This is a genomic window from Streptomyces hokutonensis, assembly GCF_000376565.1.
Taxonomy (GTDB): domain Bacteria; phylum Actinomycetota; class Actinomycetes; order Streptomycetales; family Streptomycetaceae; genus Streptomyces; species Streptomyces hokutonensis.
Genome location: NZ_BARG01000062.1, coordinates 167,604 through 187,556 on the forward strand (window position 1 = coordinate 167,604; position 19,953 = coordinate 187,556).

The window sequence follows — 19,953 nt, forward strand, 5'->3', positions numbered from 1 at the left end:
TTCGGCCCACATCTGCGGGCGCTGCTTCAGGCGCGCGGCGCGCATCCGCTCGTAGACGTAGTGGTACAGGTCAGTGACAGTCACCAGGCCGTCCCGGTCGTGATCCGCCTCGCCCGAGCGCAGTCCCTCGATGAGCGCACCGGTGAAGTGGGAGGGTTCGGGGCCCAGTTCGTCGAGGCGGTCTCCCTCCCAGGCGTACTCGGTGCGGCTGGTCGCGGTGAGAACCGCCCGGCCGCGCCCGGCCAGCTCCTCTGCGACAAGCACGCTGTCGTCGCCCTTGCTGCCGGTCAGGAAGGCGCCGCTGTAGCAGCAGTCGAGCAGCAGCACGATCGATCTGGCGCGGCAACCGCGCATCTGGGCCTGTAGGAAGGCCGCGGACACAGCGGTAGAGGCGAGCAGTTCCCGGTCGGTGTCGCGTGCCGCGAAGAACAGTTCCCCGCTGTCGTTCTTGATGCCGTGGCAGGAGATGTGGAGCAGGAGCATTTGGTTCAGGCCGCGGTCACGGAAGAAGACTTCGATGGCGCGGTTCACCTCGTGGTGCCGGCCGTCGATGAGGCGGTGGACCTCGAACCCGCCGATCCGTGGGTCCCGGAGCACCTCGCCCAGCCCGTCGACGTCGTACTGGGGCGAGCGGAGCAGCCGCAGGCCCGGCTGGTCATAGCGGCCCGCGGCGATGAGCAGGGCGAAGCGACCTCCGGTCACGGCGGCGGTTTCAGGCCCGCTCGCCTGTTCCGGAACCGGACACCGGCCCGGGTTCGGACCCGGGGCCAACAGCTCGCGCCTCGGCGGGATGCGACTCGTGAGCGGCGATGAAGGCGTCGACCAACCGACGCTGATCCGTCGATGAGACGACCTGGAGTTCCAGGCTGTCCTCACCGAGCGTGATGCTGACCGTGCGAACGGGCCGGTGCTCGATCCACCGCTCAACCAGGCGCACGACCGCCCGGAGCGCGAACGGGGCCATGGTGACGGTCAGGGCGCCTAGGGAGATCACGTCACCGGGCTTGGAGCCACCCGGTGCCCGGTCCGTGCGGTCCAACTGGACGCGCTCGACGTCCAGTTCCAGGAGCCACTCACGCAACTGGAGGGTGAGACGGTCAAGTTCTTCCTGTTCGCTGTCCTCGCCGCCCTCCAGCAGGAGGCTCACCTCGCACACCGTGTCACCATTCACCGTGTCCCCACCCCCGTACGCGGCTGATGAGCGACAAGCCTAGTCAGTGAGCGGAAACCTGGCGCCCGATCGTCAACAAGGACGGACGACGCGTCTGGGCAGCTGCCTCAGCGATGCCACTGGTCACAGCCTTCTGACCAGCGCCAGGCTTCGGTCTTTCCCGTGGGCACGGATGAAGGCAAAGATTACGTTGATCGCGGTGGGCTGGTCCCGTGGGGAATCCTGCACGACACGTTGGAGACAATAGAGGCCACCGAGACGCACGTCCTCGGAGTCCTTGTTGCCGAGAGGCTCAACGGCGGCCATGTATCGATCGGTGATCTGTCCCTCTCGGGTAATGACTTGCTCACTGTTGAGCTGCTTGATCGATTTCCAGATGAAGCCGACAACGGCGATAGCGCTAAACGCCGCCAGCAGGGCGACAGTTCGCTCCAGCGTTTTCTACATCCTCATCCGCTCGCGAGGTGGTCGCAGCCCCTTCCGCCGCGCGAGCCGCTGCAGCAGGTCGCTGAGCGCTGCCCGGGCGCCTTGGTCATACGACTATTGGAGCTCCCTGGAACCAGGTACGCACGTTCAGACTGCCGAGAAGCCGAGTCCACCCGTGGTCCAGGTCCCCGCGACCCTACCCGGCAGATCATGTGACTGTCGGCTTGCCTGCTCGTTGGTCTCGGTCTGGGGCGGGGTGATCTGACGAGCGCGGAGTCGGTGCGGCTGAAGCCGTATCTGCCTCCGCCAGGCCAACGCGGCGGCCGATGGTCAACGGGATCCTGTTCCACCGCGATCCTGCGCGACGCCACCCACTGGGGCGAGGTCGTCGGAATCCCCCTCCACCTACCGCTCAGGATCGCCGGCCACGGTTCGCGGACTACCGCTCAGCGCTACCTGCCCCCGGACGTCCACAAGATCACAGCCGCGGGTACGACGCTCTCCGCACTCCTCGGCGTGCTGAATGCCCTTCCCACAACGACTGTCCTCACCCACTGAGTGCGGTCAAGGGACGCCGGACCCCAACCATGACCGAGGGGCGGCTTCGGATTCCTCCGAAACCGCCCCTCACCTGCGACTCCATAGAGTCGGGACGACAGGATTTGAACCTGCGACCCCTTGACCCCCAGTCAAGTGCGCTACCAAGCTGCGCCACGTCCCGGTCGCGTCGCACCCGGTCGGTCGGGTGAACGCGCAGGTAAACCTTACCGCATGCGCCGGGTCACTTCGGCGGCGTCGGGGTGTCGTGGGTGCGGTACATCGCCTGGATGTCCAGCTCCAGCTGGACGGTGGGGCCGACGACCGCGATGCCCCGGGCGAGCATGCTGCGCCAGTTCAACGTGTAGTCCTCGCGGTGCAGTTCGGCCGTGGCGAGGGCCGCGCAGCGGAGTTCCTCCGCGTAGCCGCCGTTGACGGTGCCCAGGTAGGTGGTGTCCAGGTTCACCGATCGGCTCACGCCGTGCATCGTGAGGGAACCCTGCAGCGTCCACTTGCTGCCGCCGCGGTACGCGAACCGGGTGCTGGTGAAGTCGATGTACGGGTAGCGCTCCACGTCGAGGAAGTCGCCGGAGCGCAGGTGGTTGTCGCGCGTGGTGTTGCCGGTGGTGATGCTGGACGCGTCGATGCGGACGTGGACCTTGGACTCGGTCACCTCCTGGGCGATCTGGATGCCGCCCTGGAAGCGTTCGAAGCGGCCGTGCACATGGGCCATGCCGACGTGTTTGGCGATGAAGCGGATCGCGGTGTGCGGCGGGTCGAAGAGCCAGGTGCCGGGCGGCGGGAGTTCCTGGGCGCGGCCGGGCTGGAGCCACACGCGTTCGGTGGGCGCGGCGGTTCCGGCGGCGATCTCCACCGTCTCCTGGTGCGGCTGGAGTCCCTGGGCCGAGACGAGGAGGCTGTAGCGCCCGGGCGGCAGCGCGGCGAGGAAGAAGCCGTACGGGTCGGTCGTACCGGAGGCGGTTACGCGGTGCGAGTCCAGGGCCGTCACCGTGACCTCGGCGGACGCCATGGGCGCGCCCATCGGGTCGACGATCTCACGGCCGAGGCCGCCGGCGCCGGGCGGGAGGGGGAGCGAGAGGCCCGCCGCCGGGGCGGCGGCGCCTTGGGGCAGCCAGCGCCTGAGCAGTGCGAGGGCCATGGTGATCACCTTTCTTCACAGCGGTCGTGCTCTGCCGATCTTGAAGGCTTCGTCACCATTGCGGGTGTCTCATATCGAGACACCCGTTCCGCCGCCTTCCGCGTAGCGGCGGACGATCGGCTCCAGATAGTCCGCGCGTGTGCCCACCAGGAGCGGGAATTGGGCGGTGGAGTGGATCAGGGCGATGGCGTCGAGTTCCGGTTCGCGGCCCCGGGCCCGCTCCGCCTCGGCCATCGCCGCGTGCCGCGCGCGCACTTCGGTCTCCGGGAGCGACGGCGCGCGGAAGAGGACGCCGATGCCGCCGTTCCCGGCGCGGGTGACGTTCCAGAAGGTGAGGTCCTCGGGCCGGGCCTCGATGCCGGTCTCCTCGATCAACTCCCGTGCGGCGTGGCGGCGCAGGGCCTTCATGTCGAGCGGTTCGTCGCCCTCGGGCGGTTCGAGCGAGCCGCCCGGCAGCTGCCAACGGCCGGGCGCCGCCGTGGAGTCGGACATGCGGCCGACCAACAGGCGTCCGTCGTCGGCCGGTTGGAGGACGGAGACGAAGAAGGACGGCAGCCATGAGGTGGCGAACGGGACCCGGCGCAGGGCGAAGTGGCGGTACGTCGTCCGCACCCAGGAGATGACCAGTTCGTACGGCCCGTCCCGCTCCGCGCCCGCGCACACCAGGACCGGCCCGTCGAAGAAGCTCGGGTTGTCCCGCACCTTCGCGTCCCACACCCGGTCCATCGCCAGCCGCTCCTCGGGGGTGAGCCGAGGAGCGGCTGATTCGACGAGCCTGAGCCGGTGGACGTCCAGGAGTTCGGCACCGGGGCGCCGGGCGCTCTGTTCGATCATCGGCTCATGCTGGCACACCGGCCGGGTCAGTTGAGGGCGCCGGGAGCCATCACCGACGCTTCCTCCTCCGCCTTCAGGAGCGCGGACTCGGAGGTGCTGACGGTCTTTCCGCCGCTACGGCCGGACCGTCGCGCCGGCACCAGGAGTGCGGCCAGCGCGGCCCCGAGGAGCAGCACCGCCAGCAGCGCGAAGCCGTGGGTGTACCCGGAGCCGTACGGCAGGCCGGACGCCTGGAGGTGGCCGGTGACCAGGACGCTGGTCACCGCGGCGCCGATGGAGCCGCCGATGGTGCGGATGTTGGCGTTCATGCCGGTCGCGGCGCCGGTCTGCTCGGGCGGGACGCTGCCGACGATGAGGTTGGCCATGGAGGCGAAGGCGAGTCCGATGCCGAGACCGAAGATGCCCGCGACGAGGGCGATCTGCCACTGCTGGTCGTGCCAGAGGGCGAGGATCGCGCAGGCGACCGCGCCGAGTGCGGCACCGGTGGTGAGCAGCGCCTTGGCGCCGACCACCGGCTCCAGTCGGCCGCTGAGCACGCCGGAGACGAACATCGCGATCAGCATCGGCAGCATGAGGAGTCCGGACGCGGTGACGCTGGCGCCGAAGCCGTAGCCGGCCGACGACGGCGTCTGGACGAAGCCGGGCAGGAAGGACCAGATCGAGTACATGCCCGCGCCGAAGAGCAGCGCGGCGGTGTTGGTGGTCCACACGGAGGGCAGCCGCATCACCTTGAGGTCGATGAGCGGGCTGCGGGAGCGGGCCTCGGCGTACAGCCAGGCCGCGAAGAGTACGACGGCCGCGGCGAACAGGCCCACGACGCGGATGGAGCCCCAGCCCCAACGGCTCGCCTGGCTGAGCGGGAGCAGCAGCGCCACCAGCCAGCCGGACAGGAGTACGGCGCCGGACCAGTTGACGCTGCCCTCGGCGCGGCTCGGCGACTCGGGGACGTAGCGCAGGGCGATGAGGGTGGTGACGGCGACGATGCCGACGGGGAACCAGAACAGCCAGCGGTAGTCGAGGGCGGACACGATGGGTCCGGCGGCCACCATGCCGACACCGCCGCCCGCGGCGATCACGGCGGACAAGTTGCTGATGCTGCCCGGTACTTGGGACGCGTCGAACTCGTCGCGGATGATGCCGAAGGAGAGCGGGAACAGCGCGCCGCCGATGCCCTGGACGACCCGGGCGACGATCAGTACGCCGATGTTGGGCGCGAGCGCGGCGATCAGACAGCCGGCCAGGACGGCCAGCAGGACGGCGACGAGTGTGCGTTTCTTGCCGATCAGGTCGCCGACGCGGCCGAGTATCGGGGTGAAGACCGAGGCGGACAGCAGATAGGCCGTCATCACCCAGGTCGCGGTGGACTGGGAGGTGTGCAGCGCGTGCTGGACGGTCGGCAGGGCCGGCGCGATCAGCGACTGCAGCATGGAGAAGACGCCCGCTCCCGTCGCGAGGACCGCGAAGGTGAGGCGGGTGGTGGATGTGCGGGGCATGGAGAGCCTCTCCGAAACAAGCGGGCAGGGCGCGTCCGCACGCACACGTCCACGGCGGTACGCACCCACCACTGCTAAAGTGGAGGTACCCCTCCACCATAACGGAGGCACACCTCCGGTTCAACCGAGTCCGCCCGGGAGGCATCAGTGACGGCCCAGCCGTTCCCCGTCAGCGAAATCGTCGCGGCCCAGCGCCCCCACCGAAAGGACGCCGCCCGCAACTACGACGCCCTGCTGGCCGCCGCCCGCGAGGCCTTCGCGGAGCACGGCTCGGAGGCGTCACTGGAGGACATCGCGCGCCGCGCGGGCGTCGGCATCGGCACCCTCTACCGGAACTTCCCGACCCGCCGGGCCCTCTTCGAGAGCGTCTACGCCGACGAGGTCAACGCGCTGTGCCAGGTCGCCCTGGCCGTCGCCGACCAGGAGCCGTGGGAGGCGCTGAACTCGTGGCTGAACCGTTTCGCGGGCTACATGGTGACCAAGCAGGCGGTGCGCGAGGCGCTGGACAACGACTCGGAGATCTTCGGGACCTGCCGCGAGTCGATGTTCTCGGCGGGCGGCCCGCTGTTCGAGCGCGCGCAGAAGGCGGGCGTGGCCCGCACCGACATGGACTTCGGTGATCTGCTGCGCCTGGTGGCCGGGGTCACCGGGACGACGTTCGTGGACGACACCCAGCGCGACCGCGTCCTGGCCATCGCGCTGGACGGCGTCCGCACGAACCACTGACTACACGGGGGCGGTTCCCTCGTAGGCCGCCCGCAGCAGCGCGAGCACCCCGTCCTCGGTGACCGGTCGGGGGTTGGCGTACGCCTGGCTCACCGCCTGCGCCGCCGCCGTCGCCAAGTCGCCCTCCTTCAGGCCGAGTTCGGCGAGCGAGCGCGGGGCACCGAGCCGTCCGGCCAGCTGCCACAGGGCTGTTGGCGCATCCTCCGCGTCCAGCGCGCGGGCCACGGCGGCCGCCGCCTCCGGCGCTGCGGACGCGTTGTACGCCAGCGCGTACGGCAGCACCACCGTGTGCGTCTCCGCGTGCGGCAGGCCGAAGGTGCCGCCGAGGACATGGCAGAGCTTGTGGTGCAGGCCCATGGTCGTGGCGCCGAGGCACGAACCGCACAGCCAGGCCCCATACAGCGCACGGCCCCGGGCCTCCAACGACCGTGGTTCGGTGGCCAGTTCGGGGAGCGCGTCCGCCAGCGCCCCCACGCCCTCCTCCGCCATCAGCGCGATCAACGGCGAGGTGTCGGGCGCGTACAGGGCCTCGACAGCGTGCGCGATCGCGTTGATACCGCTGGTCACCGTGAGCGGTACGGGGAGTTCCAGGGTGAGTTCGGGGTCGTAGACGACGCTGCGGGGCCGGACGGCGGGGTCGCGGCCGGTGCGTTTGGCGCCGTTTTCGGTGAGACCCCAGACCGGGGTCATCTCCGAGCCGGAGTAGGTGGAGGGCACGGCGATCAGCGGGAGGCCGGTGCGCAGGGCGATGGCCTTGCCGAGACCGATCGCCGAGCCGCCGCCGACCGCGACACATCCGTCGGCGCCCAGCGAGCGCGCCAACTCGACGGCGCGGTCGGCGACTTCGACCGGGACGTGCATCTTCGCCTCGGCGTGCACCGCGGCACACGCGTCGCCCAGCGAGTCGGCGACGGCCTGAGCGGTGTCCACGCCCCGGGCGCCCGAGAGCACCAACACCCGCCGCAGTCCGAGCCGTTCGGCCTCGCCGGCGGTCGCGGTCAGCGCGGCGCCGGGGCGGAAGACGACCCGCATGGGCTGGGCGTCGTAGGCGAAGTCGAGGGAGCCCTTCACGACTGCTGCTCCAGTACGAGGTCGAACCGCGCATGCCGGAAGGGGTTGGCGATGCCGAACTCCCGTGCCAGGGAAGGGTCGTCGGTGAGGTTGAAGTCCTCGACGAGGCTCTGTTTCACGGCGAAGACCGCGTCGGAGTCGAGGTAGTCGCTGCCCGCGACGAAGATGTGGGTGGTGACGGGGGCGTGGCCGTCGGCCGAGGCGATGAAGTGGATGTGGGCGGGGCGGTAGGGGTGGCGTCCGGTCGCCCGGAGGAGGTCGCCGACCGGGCCGTCCGTGGGGATGGGGTACGGGCTCGGCACACAGGTGCGGAACCGGAAGCGGCCCTCGGCGTCCGTGGTGAACAACCCCCGTCCGTTGCCCGGGGGTTGGACGTCCGGCTGCTGCACGTCGTAGAAGCCGTTGGTGTCGGCCTGCCAGACGTCGAGGAGGGCGCCGGGGAGCGGGGTGCCGTCCCCCGACACGATCCGGCCGCTGACCACGCACGGCTCGCCGCCGCCCACCAGGTCGATGTTCGCGCCGAGTTCACGGACCGGCGACTCGGTCATGTGGAAGGGGCCGAGCACCGTCGACTCGGTGGCACCGGCCTCGCGCTCGCCGTTGATGGTCTCCACCAGCATCGACAGGCCGAGCACGTCCGACAGGAGGATGAACTCCTGTCGGGTTTCCGTGCAGGCCTGCCCGGTCTCCGTCAGAAAGCCGATCGCCCGCTCCCACTCCGCCCGGGTGAGGCGGGTCTCCAGCGCGAACGCGTGCAGATGCCGGATCAGGCCCGACAGCAGTTCGTGCAGGCGGGGGTCGGCGGTGTCCCGCAGACTCGCGACGGCCTCGTCCGTGACGGTGACGTGAGTGGTCATGCCTGCTCCCTAGCCTGTTGAAATATCAACCATCCCCGAGGATGCGTCGCACCGCGTCCGTGAGCAAATGTTTGCCGTTCTCGGCCGCGTCGGCGTGGCGGAGGGCGACGTAACCGTCGGGGCGGACCAGCAGGGCGCCCCCGTCGGAGATCTCGCCGAGGCGGGCCCAGTCGTACGGGTCCTCGTACTGCCGGCCGGGGCCGATGACGACCGTGGCGATGTCGAGTTGCTGGGACTCGGCCGCGCGCAGCCAGGCGTCGCCGCCGATGCCGGTGAGGAGGGTGAAGCGGTCCTTGCCGACACCGAGGTCGCGCAGGACCTCCATGGTGCGCTGGTTGGTGATGTGCGCGCGGGGCGTCCTGGTGAGGCGCGCGTAGCGGGTGACGACGATGTGGGGCACGCCGTAGACGCTCAGCGCCAGCGCGGCGGCGGCGCCGGCCGGGCCGCTGCCCACGATCAGTACGTCGGTCTCGACAACGGGCACGGCGGGACGCTCCAGGGGGTGAGGCAGGTTGGGGCCGGGGTGAGAAAGGCACCGACTCTTCACGATCACCATGCGGGCGGAACACCCTCAGATGTCTCATTACGAGACAGTCACAGCCCCGCGGCGGCCGCCACCACGGGCCCGATACGGTGTGGGGCGTCATGACCATCGTGGAGCACTCCCCCGCCCTCGCTCCGCTGCGCCAGGCGCGCGAGCGGTTCCTGACCGACCGCCCGCTGCCCGACGGCGTCCCGGACGAGGTCCTCGCCGCCTGGCGGCGCGCCCGCTTCTTCGGCGTACGGCACGACCTCGACGGTCCGCTCCACGACTCCGAAGCGCCCGTCGAATCAGCCCTGTTGGAGGCGGCGCGGCCGGTGCTGGAGCGCGTCGCGCCGGCCCTCGGCGGCCACTCGGCGCTGCTGCTGACCGACGAACGGCCGCGGGTGGTGTGGACGGCGGGCCAGGTGCCCGGCGGCGACCGGTGCCGCGATCTGTCCGAGCGGGAGGTGGGCCACAACAGCGCGGCCCTCGCCCTGCGCACCCGGAGCCGGGCCGAGGTGCACGGCCCCGAGCACTTCCTCGACGTGTGGCAGGACGTGTCGGCGGTCAGCGTGCCGCTGTTCGCCCCGGAGACCGGGCAGGCGCTCGGCACGGTGACGGTCGCGTCCGGCCTGTGCGCCGGGTGCGGCCCGCATCCCGGTGCCGCCCTCGCGGAGGCCACGGCCGGCGCGGTGGAGGCGGAACTCCTCGCCCGCTCCCGTACGGCCGAACGGGTGCTCCTCGACGCCTACACCCGCGCCGCGCGAGGCCCCGACCGCGCGGTCGTCGCCCTCGACGGCCGCAACCGCCTGATCAGCGAGGCCGCCGTCCGCCTCGCCACCCCCCAGGTACTGGCCGCCCTGGAACGCGCGAGCACCGGCCAGGAGTCGTACGACGCGACACTCCCCGACAACGCGGGATGCACCGCCGCGCTCACTCCCGTACGGCACGAAGGTCACGTGCTCGGGATCGTCGCCGTGCTCGAGGCGCGGGCCGTCGAGGTGCCGCGTCCCGTTCCGCGCCCCGCGCTGGCGCTCGCGGGCGGGTCGGTGCCCTGGCGGCACGCGGTCGCGCGGGCGGTCGAGCTGGCCCGGGTCCCGGAGCCGCTGCTGCTGACCGGCGAGCGCGGCACCCGCAAGACCGCGCTGGCGCGTGAACTGCTCGGTGAGACCGTGCCGTTGGTCGCCGACGCCGCCGAGTCACCCGAACTGGGCGTGAAGTACGGCGAGTTGGCCGACGGCCGCCCACTGCTCCTGCGGCACGCCGAGCGGCTGGCCCAGCCGGATGTCGCCGCGCTCAACTCCCTGCTCGACGAACACCCGGACGTGCATCTGCTGGTCACCTACACGCCGGGCACTCCCCCGGGCCCCTGCTTCCAACGCCTCCTGGACACCCTGGCCGCCCGGTCGGTCGCGCTGCCCGCGCTGCGGGAACGCCGGGAGGACGTACGGGAGTTGCTGCCGGTCCTGGCGCCCCGGCCGGCCCCGGGACAGCCGCCGCTCAGCTGGACGCTGGACGCGCTGCGGGCCCTGGAGGAACACCCCTGGCCCGGGAACGTCACCGAACTCGCCCATGTCGTACGGGCGTTGGCGGAACACCGGCGGGTCACCGGTCCGGTGCGCCGGGCCGAACTCCCCGACCCCGTCCGGGAGGGACCCGCGGCCCGGCGGCTCAGCCCGATGGAACACGCCGAACGCGCCGCGATCCTGGCCGCATTGCGTAGGCACGGCGGCAACAAGGCACGGACGGCTGCCGCGTTGGGCATCGGACGGGCCACGCTGTACCGCAAGCTGCGCGGGTACCAGGGCGTCTCGTGAGCAGCAGATCGACCAGACCCGTCCGACACTGAACCGGCCTATTTGATCAGGGCGTTCGCCACGACCACGACCACCCCGAGCAGCGCGTCCACCGCCCCGATCACCACGGCGACCATCCAACTCCGCGCCGACCAGCGGGCGGTGACCAGGCCCAGGGCGAACAGCAGCGCGATGTTGAGGACGAAGGCCGCGTACTCGACGCCGTTCGCGGGCCACCAGCCCCAGCCCGCCCCGGCGAGCAGCAGCACGGTCGGAAGTGCGGCGGCGACCAGCGGCCACTCGTCGCGCAGGGTGCGCAGGGCGTCCCAGCGGCGGTGCGGGGCGCGCTCGGCGATGTAGTGCGCGTACCCGTGGGCGAGTGCCGAGGCACCCGCGGTCACCAGCAGCCACACGGCGTCGTAACGGCGGCTGGCCTTGTCGGTGTGGCCGTACTGGGTGAGCGCGGCGACCATCGAGCAGGCGAGGACCGCGCCGTAGACGCCTCCGAAGAGGATGTTCTCCCGGGTGTCGTGCGGGTGCGGCTGCGGGTCGGGGACGGCCTCCGTGGTCTGCGCCATGCCCTCCACGATCGCCCGGCGCCACCCGGGCCGCCACTCCGCGACGAAGTGTCCTCCCACCTGGGCCGATGTCCCACACAGTGTCCACATCCGGGCCCTGCCGGTCCGGGCTAGGGTCGCGGCATGACGCACAGTTTCGTTGTCCGCATCCCCGACGCCGAGCTCGAAGCCGAGCCGCTGGACCCGGCGCAGATCGTCTCCGGTACGCCCGAGGTGACCGGGAAGGTGGTGTGGGAGTCCGAGGACGGGCGGCAGATCCGGGGGATCTGGCAGATCACGCCGGGGGTGGTCACCGACACGGAGGCGGACGAGCTGTTCGTCGTGATCAGCGGCTCGGCGACCATCGAGGTCGAGGGCGGGGACACCCTGAAGGTCGGTCCCGGGGACATGGCCGTGCTGCGCGAGGGCGACCGTACGACGTGGACGGTGCACGAGACGCTGCGCAAGGCGTACGCGATCAATCTGTGAGCCGCCTCAACGCATGGGCGCCGTAGGCAGGTTGTAGGGCGTGACCACCTGGATCGAGGACGGCAGGGTCGGGCCCGCCGGCGGCAGCGCGTCGTGGGCGCGCATCACTATCCGGCAGGCTTCGCGGACGTCCTGGCGCAGGTCGTGGTGGAGGACGGCCGACAGCCGCTGCTCGTGCAGCAGCCGGGTGTTGTCGTGGTCGAGGTCGTGCGCGACGAACACGGCGCACTCGCGGCCCAGGTCGGCGAAGGCGCGCAGGGTCGCGATGTTGCCGCCGCCGATCGAGTAGACCGCGCGGATGTCCGGGTCACGCTTCAGGGCGGCCCGGACCAGCTCGTACTGGGTGGCGTCCAGGCCGTGACCCTCGGTGATCTCGACGAGGGACCGGTCCGGGTAGCGGGCGCGCATGGTGCTGCGGAAGCCCATCTCGCGCTCCTCCTCGTTGCGGAAGAAACCGCTGCTCAGGCTGGTGAGGACATTGCCGGGGCGGTCGCCGAGCCACTGGCCCATCAGGTAGGCGGCGGTGGCGCCGGCCGCGCGGTTGTCGATGCCGACGTAGGCGAGGCGGGCGCTCGCGGGCAGGTCGGTGACCAGGGTGACGACCGGGATACCGGCGGTGACGAGCCGGCCGACGGCCGCGGTGATCTCGGGGACGTCCGGCGCCTTGAGGATGACGCCCTGCGAGCCGCGCCGGGCAATCCGGTCCAGGGTCGCGACGAGTTCCTTCACCGGCGCGGTCTCCCGGAAGTGGAAGCGGGAGCGCACCACGGCCGGGTGCAGATCGGGCAGCTCGGCCTCCAGCGCCACCCGTACGGCCGTGGAGAACCGCTCCGGTGTCTGCATCACGATGTCGATCATGAACGTACGCCCGACCAGCCTGACCTGGGTGCGCTGCCGGTCGAGATCCGCGATGGCCTGCCGGACCTCACGCACGGTGCTCTCGCGGACACCGCCCCTGGCATTCAGCACCCGGTCCACGGTGGCCTCGCTGAGGCCCGCCTGACGTGCGATTTCCCTGATCGGGAAGGGGTGGCCCACCGGTCGTCTCCTTGAGGGGTTTTTGATGGCTCGCTGCCGGTTGTTCGAAGGGTTTGTACTGACAAGAATGACAGGACCGCACCACCACGTGACCCGAGGGGACGACGATGTCCTTCACATCCGAAGAGCGCCCCGCCTGGCTCACCGAGCAGGACTGCGATCTCGACGCCTTCCGCACGCTCGTCGAGCGGCCCACCGACCTCGGCGACTTCCCGTACGCGTCCTCGGTCGAGCGGAACGTCCTCGTCTACCACAGCGCCCGGCTCCGCAAGTCGGTGGCTGCCGGTGAGCGCCGCGAGGTGCAGGCCGAGCTGGTGCGGGTGTTCGCCGAGGGGCCCGGCATCGTGGTCCTGCGGGACGCGTTCCCGGACGCGGCGGTGGTGGACCGTACGACCGAGGTCTTCGAGGCGCTGATCGCCGAGCAGCACGCGTCCGGCGCGGGCGCCGGTGACCACTTCGCGAAGCCGGGGGCCAACGACCGGGTGTGGAACGCCCTGGAGAAGGCCGCGCTCTATGACCCGGAGGCGTTCGCCGACTACTACGCGAACGACATGCTGGCCCTGGTGTCCGAGGCCTGGCTGGGCCCCGGCTATCAGGTCACCTCGCAGATCAACGTGGTCCACCCGGGCGGCGCGGCCCAGACCGCGCATCGCGACTACCACCTCGGGTTCCTCGGCAACGAGACCGCCGCCGGCTACCCGGCGCACGTGCACCGCCTCTCCCCCGTGCTCACCCTCCAAGGGGCGGTCGCGCACTGCGACATGCCGGTGGAGTCGGGGCCGACGATGTACCTGCCGCACTCGCAGAAGTACGAGCCCGGCTATCTGGCGTGGCGACTCCCGGAATTCCAGGCCTACTTCGAGTCCCACCACATCCAACTCCCGCTCGCCAAGGGCGATGCCGCGTTCTTCAACCCGGCGCTGTTCCACGCGGCCGGCACCAACCGCACCGCGGATGTGCGGCGCATGGCGAACCTGCTCCAGGTGTCCTCCGCGTTCGGGCGGGCGATGGAGACGGTGGACCGCGAGGCCGTCAGCAACGCGGTCTTCCCGGTGCTGCTCAGGCGGAAGGCCGAGGGTGTGCGCGAGGAGTGGCTGGACGCGGTCGTCGCGGCCAGTGCCGAGGGCTATCCCTTCCCCACCAACCTCGACAACGACCCGCCCGTCGAGGGGCTCGCCCCGCCCTCGCAGGCCGACATCGTGCGCCGCGCGGTGCGCGAGGGATGGGCCCCGCAGGCGCTCCGCGGGGAGCTGCGGGCCGGCGCCGAGCGGCGCGAGAGCTGAGGAGCACGCCCGAACGACGTTCACCGTCTCGCGAGCGACCCGCGCGAGAGACAACAGCAAGAAACCCGCACCCCTCAAGAAAGCAAGAGCCCTCATGCGCATCGGAATCCTCGGCCTCGGCCGCATCGGCGCCTTCCACGCCGAGACCCTGTCCGGACTCGACGTGGTCGAGTCCCTCGTCGTGGCCGACCCGTTCGCGGAGGCCGCCAAGAAGGCCGCCGAGCGGTTCGGCGCCGAGGTCGCGGACTCCCCCGAGGCCGTACTGGCCGCCGGGGTCGACGGTGTCGTGGTGGCCGCGGCGACCGACGCCCACCCGGGCCTGATCCTGGCCGCCGTCGAGGCGGGCATCCCGGTCTTCTGCGAGAAGCCCGTCGCCAAGACGATGGCCGAGGGCGTCCAGGTCCTCAAGGCCGTCGAGGGCAGCGACGTGCCGATCCAGATCGGCTACAACCGCCGCTTCGACACCGGCTTCGTCAACGCGCGCGCCGCCGTTCAGTCCGGCGAGCTGGGCAAGCTGCACACCGTACGCTCCACCACGCTGGACCCGGCGCCGCCCCCCGCCGCGTACATCGCCGCGTCCGGTGGCATCTTCCGCGACTGTTCCGTGCACGACTTCGACATCATCCGCTGGGTCACCGGCCGTGAGGTCGTCGAGGTGTACGCGGTCGGCGGCAACCGGGGCGCCGAGTACATCAAGGAGGCGGGCGACGCCGACACCACCGGCGCCATCCTCACCCTCGACGACGGCACCATCGCGGTGGTCTCCAACTCCCGCCACAACGCCCGGGGTTACGACGTCCGCATGGAGATCCACGGCTTCACCGACTCCATCGCGGTCGGCCTGGAGGACAAGCTGCCGCTGCGCTCCGTGGAGCCCGGCGTGACCTTCCCCGCGGGTGTCCCGCACGACTTCTTCATGGACCGCTTCACCGCCGCCTACCGCGCCGAACTCACCGCGTTCACCGAGGTGGTGGCCGGCACCCGCACCTCCCCCTGCACCGTCGCCGACGCGCTGGAGGCCGGCTGGATCGCCGACGCCTGCACCCTGTCGCTGCACGAGCACCGCCCCGTCACCATCCAGGAGGTACGCGAAGCATGAGCGGTCCGGGCCGGGAACCACTGCGCATCGGAGTACTGGGAGCGGCTCGGATCACCGAGCAGTCCCTGATCGGCCCGGCCCGGACGACCGGCCACCGCCTCGTGGCGGTGGCCGCCCGCGACCGGGACCGCGCGGAGGCGTACGCCGCGGCGCACCGCGTCGAGCGGGTCGCGGACTCGTACGCCGACCTGATCGCCGACCCCGAGGTGGAGGTCGTCTACAACCCCCTCGCCAACGGTCTGCACGGGCCGTGGAACCTCGCCGCGCTGGAGGCGGGCAAGCACGTCCTGTCCGAGAAGCCCTCGGCGAGCAACGCGGAGGAGGCGGCCGAGGTCCGGGAGGCGGCGGCGAAGGCCAGCACGGTCTTCATGGAGGCCTTCCACTACCTCTTCCACCCGGTCACCCGGCGCCTGCACGAGCTGCTGGCCTCCGGTGAACTGGGCGAGCTGCGGCACGTAGAGACACTGGTCGCGATCCCGGCCCCGCCGGACACCGACCCGCGCTGGTCCCTCGACCTGGCCGGCGGCGCCGTCATGGACCTGGGCTGCTACAGCCTGCACGCCCAGCGCATGCTCGCGCCCTGGGCGGGCGGCGCACCCCGGCTGGTCGCGGCCCGGGGCGGCGAACGCGCCGGTGCACCGGGCGTCGACGAGTGGCTGGACGCCGACCTCGCCTTCCCGAGCGGCGCCACGGGCTCCGCCCGCTGTCACATGGCCTACGACGAGATGGTGATGAGCTGCCGGATCACCGGCAGCCGGGGCGAGGCGTTCGCGCCGAACTTCGTCCTCCCCCACCTGGACGACCGGGTCGTCATCCGCACGACGGACGGCGAACGCACGGAGCGGCTCGGCCGCCGCTCCTCGTACACCTACCAACTGGAGGCGTTCGCCGCCCGGTTGAGAAACGGCGCGCCTCTGCCGCTGGGCCCGGACGACGCGGTCGCGACGATGACCCTCATCGACGAGTCCTACCGCGCGGCGGGCTTCGCGCCCCGGCCGCGGGTCTCGGTTCTGCGGTAGACGAAGGTCGGGTACGGCTCCCCGACCACCCGCTCCCACGCCCGGACGACGTCGATGTCGTCCGGGCGTTCCGCACGGGCCCGGGCGAACGCGATGACACACCGGGCGTGGACGTCTCTGACGTCGGTGCGGCGGGTGAGGCCGAGCAGGGAGCACAGGGCGGCGACCGCCTCGTCGGGCCGACCGGCGGCCAGCCGGTCCTGGACCTCGGTGTCGAGCGCGCCGGCGAGGGCCGAGACCGTGACCGCCAGGTCCGCCTCGACGCCGGGGACGCCGATCAGATCTCTCAGGACGGCCTCGGCCTCCTCGTAGCGGGCGACAGCGGCGGTGTGATCGCCGGCGAGGCCGAGGGCCTGGGCCAGGACCCGCAGGCGGCGGGCCGTCAGGGGACCGTGGGTCTCGCTGTCGGACTCGGCGAGCCGGCGGGTGAGGGCGACCGCTTCGCGGGCGCTCGACACGGCCGACTCCGCGTCGTCGGCGCTCTGCTGACGGATGCTGAGGTTGGCGAGGATGCGGGCGAGTCGGTCCTCGTACCGTCCGACGCGCCGGTACACGGCCACGGCCCGTTCCGTGTCCGCCACGGCCTTGAGGTGGTCGCCGCTCCGCCGGTGGCAGCGGGCCAGGTCGTCCAGGGTGTCGGCGAGCAGCGGCTCGAAGACTTCCGGACGGTCGGCGGCAAGGCGCGTGTACAGCCCGGCGAGTTCCGTGAGGGTGGTCAACTGCTCGTCGTACGCGCCCAGTTCGTCGAGGACGAGGCCCAGGCAGTGCAGCGCCTCGGCGAACCACTCGGGCTGGTCGGCCAGTTCACGGGCCTCGGAGACCGCCTCTTCGGCGAGCGTGCGCGCGGCGGCAGGAGAGCCCGTCGCGTCGTGGCAGTAGGCCAGGTCCGTGAGCAGCCGGACGCGCAACGGCAGGACGAACTCCGGATAGAGCCTCGCGATCACCCCGTACACCGCGTCCTTCGCCTCGGACTCCAGCGCGAGGACCTCCTCGTACCGGCCGAGCGCCCGCAGTCCGCCGGCCAACTCGACCAGCACCTGTGCCCGCAGCCGCAGGAAACGCGACAACTGCCGTACGGACACGGCCCGCAGGAGGTCGGCACACTCCAGGTACACGGCGACGGACTCCGCCGTACGGCCGAGAACGGCGAACGCGAGTCCCTGCGTGCGCAAGGCGACCGGCAGGGCACCCAGGCTTCGGTCCCGCCGCGCGGGAGGCGGCGAGCCGCGATACAACCGCACGCACTCACGGGCGGGTTCCTGGGCCTCCTCCGCCCGACCCCCGAAGACGAGTGCCTGTGCCCGTGCGTGAAGGGCGCACGCGGTCAGGGCGGGGGACATCCGCGCACCCGGCACACCCAGCGCCGCGTCCACGACGGTGCCGGCTTCCTCGTAACGCTCCGCCAGCACCAGGGTGTGGGCGTGTACGACCAGTGCGCGGCTCAGCGCGTCCAAGTGGCGTTGTTCGGGGCGGATTTGTTCGGCCTCGGGGCGGTACAGGGCGACCGCTTCCCGGGCCCAGGCCGACCGGCGAGCGGGCGGCGGCGGGCGCAGCAGGGCCCAGCCGGGGACCGCGCAGTGCAGCAACGCGGCCCCGAGCAGCGGAACTCCCGGACCGGGAGCCAGGCGTGCCGTGGCACGCAGCAACGGCAGCGACATGCGCACGGGCCCCATCCGCGCCTCCCCCCCTGAAGTCGCTATCGGTAGAACGCGGGCCGCTCCACCAACTCGACCTCCACCCGCACACCTTCCTCCAACGCCCGCACGCCGGCCTCGCACACGGCCGCCGACGCGTAGCCGTCCCAGGCGGTCGGGCCGGTGACCTCGCCCCGGCGGGTGGCGTCGACCCAGGTCTGGAGCTCGCGGTCGTAGGCGTCGGCGAAGCGTTCGGTGAAGTCCTGGGCGATGGTGCCGCCCCAGCGGCCGGCCATGTTGGTGACCATGGCGTGGCCGTCGCCGATGCGGGCGGTGCCGCGTTCGCAGACTATCTCGGCCTGGACCTGGTAGCCGAAGCCGCAGTTGACGAACATCTCGACGTCGACGATCGCGCCGCCGTCGGTCTCGAAGACGACGAACTGCGGGTCCTGGAGGTCGTCCGGGGCGCTCGCCGAGGGGCGCGGGCGCAGCACCTGGACGGCGGTGATCTCGTGCCCGAGGAGCCAACGGGTCGCGTCGGTCTCGTGGGCCACGGAGTCGCTGATCAGCATGGAGCTGGTGAAGAAGGGCGGGCTGGCCGCGTTGCGGTGCCGGTTGTGCAGCATCAGCGGTCGGCCCAACTGGCCTGTTTCCAGGAGGGACTTGAGCTTCATGTACTCGGCGTCGTAGCGCCGCATGAAGCCGACCTGGACCCGGCGGTGGCCGAGGCGCACCTCGGCCTCCAGGACGCGCAGCGCGGAGGCCGCGTCGGGGGTGAGCGGCTTCTCGCACAGGACCGGGAGGTCGTGCTCGAAGGCCGTCAGCAGGGCCGCCTCGTGGGCGGGCCCCGGTGAGGCGATCAGGACCGCGTCGACGTCGGCCGCCGCCATCGCGGCGGCCGGGTCGGTGTACGCGGTGCAGCCCTCGATCCCGGACGCGATCCGTTTGGCGCGCTCGGCGTCGACGTCCACAACGGCGCTCACCCGGGCGCCGTTGACCACGTCCTCGATCCGGCGGACGTGGTCCGCCCCCATCTTTCCGGTTCCGACCACTGCCACTCCGAGCGTGTCGCGCGGGTTCATGGCCATCGGCCGTCCTTTCGGCTCGTCAGGGTCGTCACGTCGCTCACGTTCGTCAGGCACCGCAGGAGCGGAGGAACTTGCGGGTGCGCTCCGCGATGGGCAGCGGCTTGTCCGGCTCGCACGGGTACATGTCCTGCTCGACGATCGCGAACAGCTCGACGCCCAGGCGCTGCGCCGCGACCAGCACCGGCTCCAACTCCGGTACACCGGACGGCGGTTCGCACATCACGCCCCGCTGCACGGCCGGTCCGAACGGGATCTCGTTCTTGACGACGTCGGCGAGGATCTCCGGGTCGACCTGCTTGAGGTGCAGATAGCCGATGCGCTCGCCGTAGGTCTCGATCAGCTTGACGCTGTCGCCGCCGCAGTAGGCGTAATGCCCCGTGTCCAGGCAGAGGTTGACCAGTTCGGAGTCGGTCGAGTCGAGGAAGTGCTCGACGTGGTCCTCGGTGTCGAGGTGCGTGTCGGCGTGCGGGTGGACGACGATGTCGAGCCCGTACGCCTCCTTGACCTCGTGCCCGAGGCGTTCCATGCCCTTGGTGAGGTGCGCCCACTGCTCGCCGGTCAGCTCCGGCGGCTCCAGGATCTCGGCGGTCTTGTCGTCCCGCCAGAAGGAGGGGATGACCACGAGGTGCTTGGCGCCCATCGCCTGGGTGAGCGCGGCCACTTGGCTCACGTGCTCCCAGGTGGCGTCCCAGACGGAGGGGCCGCGGTGCAGGCCGGTGAAGACCGTGCCCGCGGAGACCTTCAGGTCGCGCCGCGCGATCTCGTCCGTGAGCCGGGCCGGGTCGGTCGGCAGATAGCCGTACGGACCCAGCTCGATCCACGAGTAGCCGGCCTGGGCGACCTCGTCCAGGAACCGCTGCCACGGCACCTGTTGGGGGTCGTCCGGGAACCACACGCCCCAGGAGTCGGGGGCGGAGCCCACCCGGATGCGGTCCAGAGAGGGACGGTCGGGCATGTCAGGACGTCCCTTCGGAACCGCTGCTCGCCGAGGCCTTGAGGTCCTTCTCCTCGGGGAGCTCTTCGACGTCGACACCACGGACCTGGGACAACTCGTGCTTGAGCGCGGCGAGTTCGGTGCCGCCCGCCATGTGGTTGGTCAGCTCCTCCAGCGTGATCTCACTGCGCTCGGCGGAGAGTTCCATGGTGCCCAGCC

18 protein-coding genes, 1 tRNA gene and 2 pseudogenes are annotated in these 19,953 nt (G+C 71.4%); 6 read left to right on the forward strand and 15 right to left on the reverse strand.

The window, feature by feature from the left end; genetic code table 11:
- Positions 1-48: 48 nt before the first annotated feature.
- From SSP08S_RS64810 to SSP08S_RS37005, 6 genes and pseudogenes are all read right to left on the reverse strand, one after another.
- Positions 49-702, reverse strand: a pseudogene (locus SSP08S_RS64810) (caspase family protein); the annotation flags it as partial.
- 10 nt (positions 703-712) lie between these two features.
- A complete protein-coding gene (locus tag SSP08S_RS56620; protein WP_158697266.1) occupies positions 713-1,147 on the reverse strand; it encodes a hypothetical protein in 435 nt (144 codons plus the stop codon).
- Between the two features lie 1,097 nt (positions 1,148-2,244).
- A tRNA-Pro gene (locus SSP08S_RS36990) sits at positions 2,245-2,318 on the reverse strand.
- A 60-nt stretch (positions 2,319-2,378) separates the two neighbouring features.
- The gene (locus tag SSP08S_RS36995) at positions 2,379-3,293 is read right to left on the reverse strand and encodes a YceI family protein (protein ID WP_019072692.1); all 915 of its coding nucleotides are present in this window, start codon (positions 3,291-3,293) and stop codon (positions 2,379-2,381) included.
- A gap of 69 nt (positions 3,294-3,362) precedes the next feature.
- Positions 3,363-4,127 carry an NUDIX hydrolase gene (locus SSP08S_RS37000; protein WP_019072693.1) on the reverse strand — a complete coding sequence of 255 codons (765 nt, stop codon included), beginning with the start codon at positions 4,125-4,127 and terminating at the stop codon, positions 3,363-3,365.
- Between the two features lie 26 nt (positions 4,128-4,153).
- Positions 4,154-5,620, reverse strand: coding sequence for an MFS transporter (locus SSP08S_RS37005; protein WP_019072694.1), 1,467 nt, complete (start codon positions 5,618-5,620; stop codon positions 4,154-4,156).
- A 147-nt stretch (positions 5,621-5,767) separates the two neighbouring features.
- On the opposite strand from SSP08S_RS37005, the gene SSP08S_RS37010 reads away from it, so the two are divergent.
- Positions 5,768-6,346, forward strand: coding sequence for a TetR/AcrR family transcriptional regulator (locus SSP08S_RS37010; RefSeq protein ID WP_019072695.1), 579 nt, complete (start codon positions 5,768-5,770; stop codon positions 6,344-6,346).
- On the opposite strand, the gene SSP08S_RS37015 is transcribed toward SSP08S_RS37010, so the two are convergent.
- Genes SSP08S_RS37015 through SSP08S_RS63785 form a run of 3 tightly spaced genes read right to left on the reverse strand, consistent with a single transcriptional unit; the run spans position 6,347 to position 8,758 of the window.
- Complete coding sequence (locus tag SSP08S_RS37015; protein WP_019072696.1) at positions 6,347-7,417, reverse strand: maleylacetate reductase; 1,071 nt, start codon at positions 7,415-7,417, stop codon at positions 6,347-6,349.
- Positions 7,414-8,274: an intradiol ring-cleavage dioxygenase gene (locus SSP08S_RS37020; protein ID WP_019072697.1), complete on the reverse strand. Its 861-nt coding sequence runs from the start codon at positions 8,272-8,274 to the stop codon at positions 7,414-7,416. The genes SSP08S_RS37015 and SSP08S_RS37020 overlap by 4 nt, the downstream gene beginning before the upstream one ends.
- A gap of 25 nt (positions 8,275-8,299) precedes the next feature.
- The gene (locus SSP08S_RS63785) at positions 8,300-8,758 is read right to left on the reverse strand and encodes an FAD-dependent monooxygenase (RefSeq protein ID WP_019072698.1); all 459 of its coding nucleotides are present in this window, start codon (positions 8,756-8,758) and stop codon (positions 8,300-8,302) included.
- 161 nt (positions 8,759-8,919) lie between these two features.
- Here SSP08S_RS63785 and SSP08S_RS37030 point away from each other — a divergent pair, with 161 nt between their 5' ends.
- Entirely contained in the window at positions 8,920-10,614 is a 1,695-nt protein-coding gene (locus tag SSP08S_RS37030; RefSeq protein ID WP_019072699.1) for a sigma-54-dependent Fis family transcriptional regulator, read from the forward strand.
- A gap of 38 nt (positions 10,615-10,652) precedes the next feature.
- Here the strand turns inward: SSP08S_RS37030 and SSP08S_RS37035 are convergent, their stop codons facing one another.
- Positions 10,653-11,171, reverse strand: coding sequence for a hypothetical protein (locus SSP08S_RS37035; protein WP_026179152.1), 519 nt, complete (start codon positions 11,169-11,171; stop codon positions 10,653-10,655).
- 123 nt (positions 11,172-11,294) lie between these two features.
- Between SSP08S_RS37035 and SSP08S_RS37040 the strand changes: the two genes are divergently transcribed.
- Positions 11,295-11,639: a cupin domain-containing protein gene (locus SSP08S_RS37040; RefSeq protein WP_019072701.1), complete on the forward strand. Its 345-nt coding sequence runs from the start codon at positions 11,295-11,297 to the stop codon at positions 11,637-11,639.
- 6 nt (positions 11,640-11,645) lie between these two features.
- Here SSP08S_RS37040 and SSP08S_RS37045 read toward each other — a convergent pair whose 3' ends face one another.
- Complete coding sequence (locus SSP08S_RS37045; protein WP_019072702.1) at positions 11,646-12,677, reverse strand: LacI family DNA-binding transcriptional regulator; 1,032 nt, start codon at positions 12,675-12,677, stop codon at positions 11,646-11,648.
- Between the two features lie 107 nt (positions 12,678-12,784).
- Here SSP08S_RS37045 and SSP08S_RS37050 point away from each other — a divergent pair, with 107 nt between their 5' ends.
- From SSP08S_RS37050 to SSP08S_RS37060, 3 genes are all read left to right on the forward strand, one after another.
- Complete coding sequence (locus tag SSP08S_RS37050; RefSeq protein ID WP_019072703.1) at positions 12,785-13,960, forward strand: phytanoyl-CoA dioxygenase family protein; 1,176 nt, start codon at positions 12,785-12,787, stop codon at positions 13,958-13,960.
- A gap of 94 nt (positions 13,961-14,054) precedes the next feature.
- On the forward strand, positions 14,055-15,059 hold the full coding sequence (locus SSP08S_RS37055; protein WP_019072704.1) for a Gfo/Idh/MocA family protein: 1,005 nt from the start codon (positions 14,055-14,057) through the stop codon (positions 15,057-15,059).
- Entirely contained in the window at positions 15,056-16,078 is a 1,023-nt protein-coding gene (locus tag SSP08S_RS37060; RefSeq protein WP_019072705.1) for a Gfo/Idh/MocA family protein, read from the forward strand. Before SSP08S_RS37055 ends, SSP08S_RS37060 begins: the two co-directional genes overlap by 4 nt.
- Here the strand turns inward: SSP08S_RS37060 and SSP08S_RS37065 are convergent.
- The 4 genes and pseudogenes from SSP08S_RS37065 to SSP08S_RS37080 all read right to left on the reverse strand — a co-directional run.
- On the reverse strand, positions 16,027-17,751 hold the full coding sequence (locus SSP08S_RS37065; protein ID WP_019072706.1) for a tetratricopeptide repeat protein: 1,725 nt from the start codon (positions 17,749-17,751) through the stop codon (positions 16,027-16,029). The two genes, SSP08S_RS37060 and SSP08S_RS37065, sit on opposite strands and share 52 nt — an antisense overlap.
- Positions 17,752-17,774: 23 nt before the next feature.
- Complete coding sequence (locus SSP08S_RS37070; protein ID WP_026179153.1) at positions 17,775-18,794, reverse strand: Gfo/Idh/MocA family protein; 1,020 nt, start codon at positions 18,792-18,794, stop codon at positions 17,775-17,777.
- A gap of 52 nt (positions 18,795-18,846) precedes the next feature.
- On the reverse strand, positions 18,847-19,755 hold the full coding sequence (locus tag SSP08S_RS37075) for a sugar phosphate isomerase/epimerase family protein (protein ID WP_019072708.1): 909 nt from the start codon (positions 19,753-19,755) through the stop codon (positions 18,847-18,849).
- A 1-nt stretch (position 19,756) separates the two neighbouring features.
- Positions 19,757-19,953, reverse strand: a pseudogene (locus SSP08S_RS37080) (sugar ABC transporter ATP-binding protein); the annotation flags it as partial.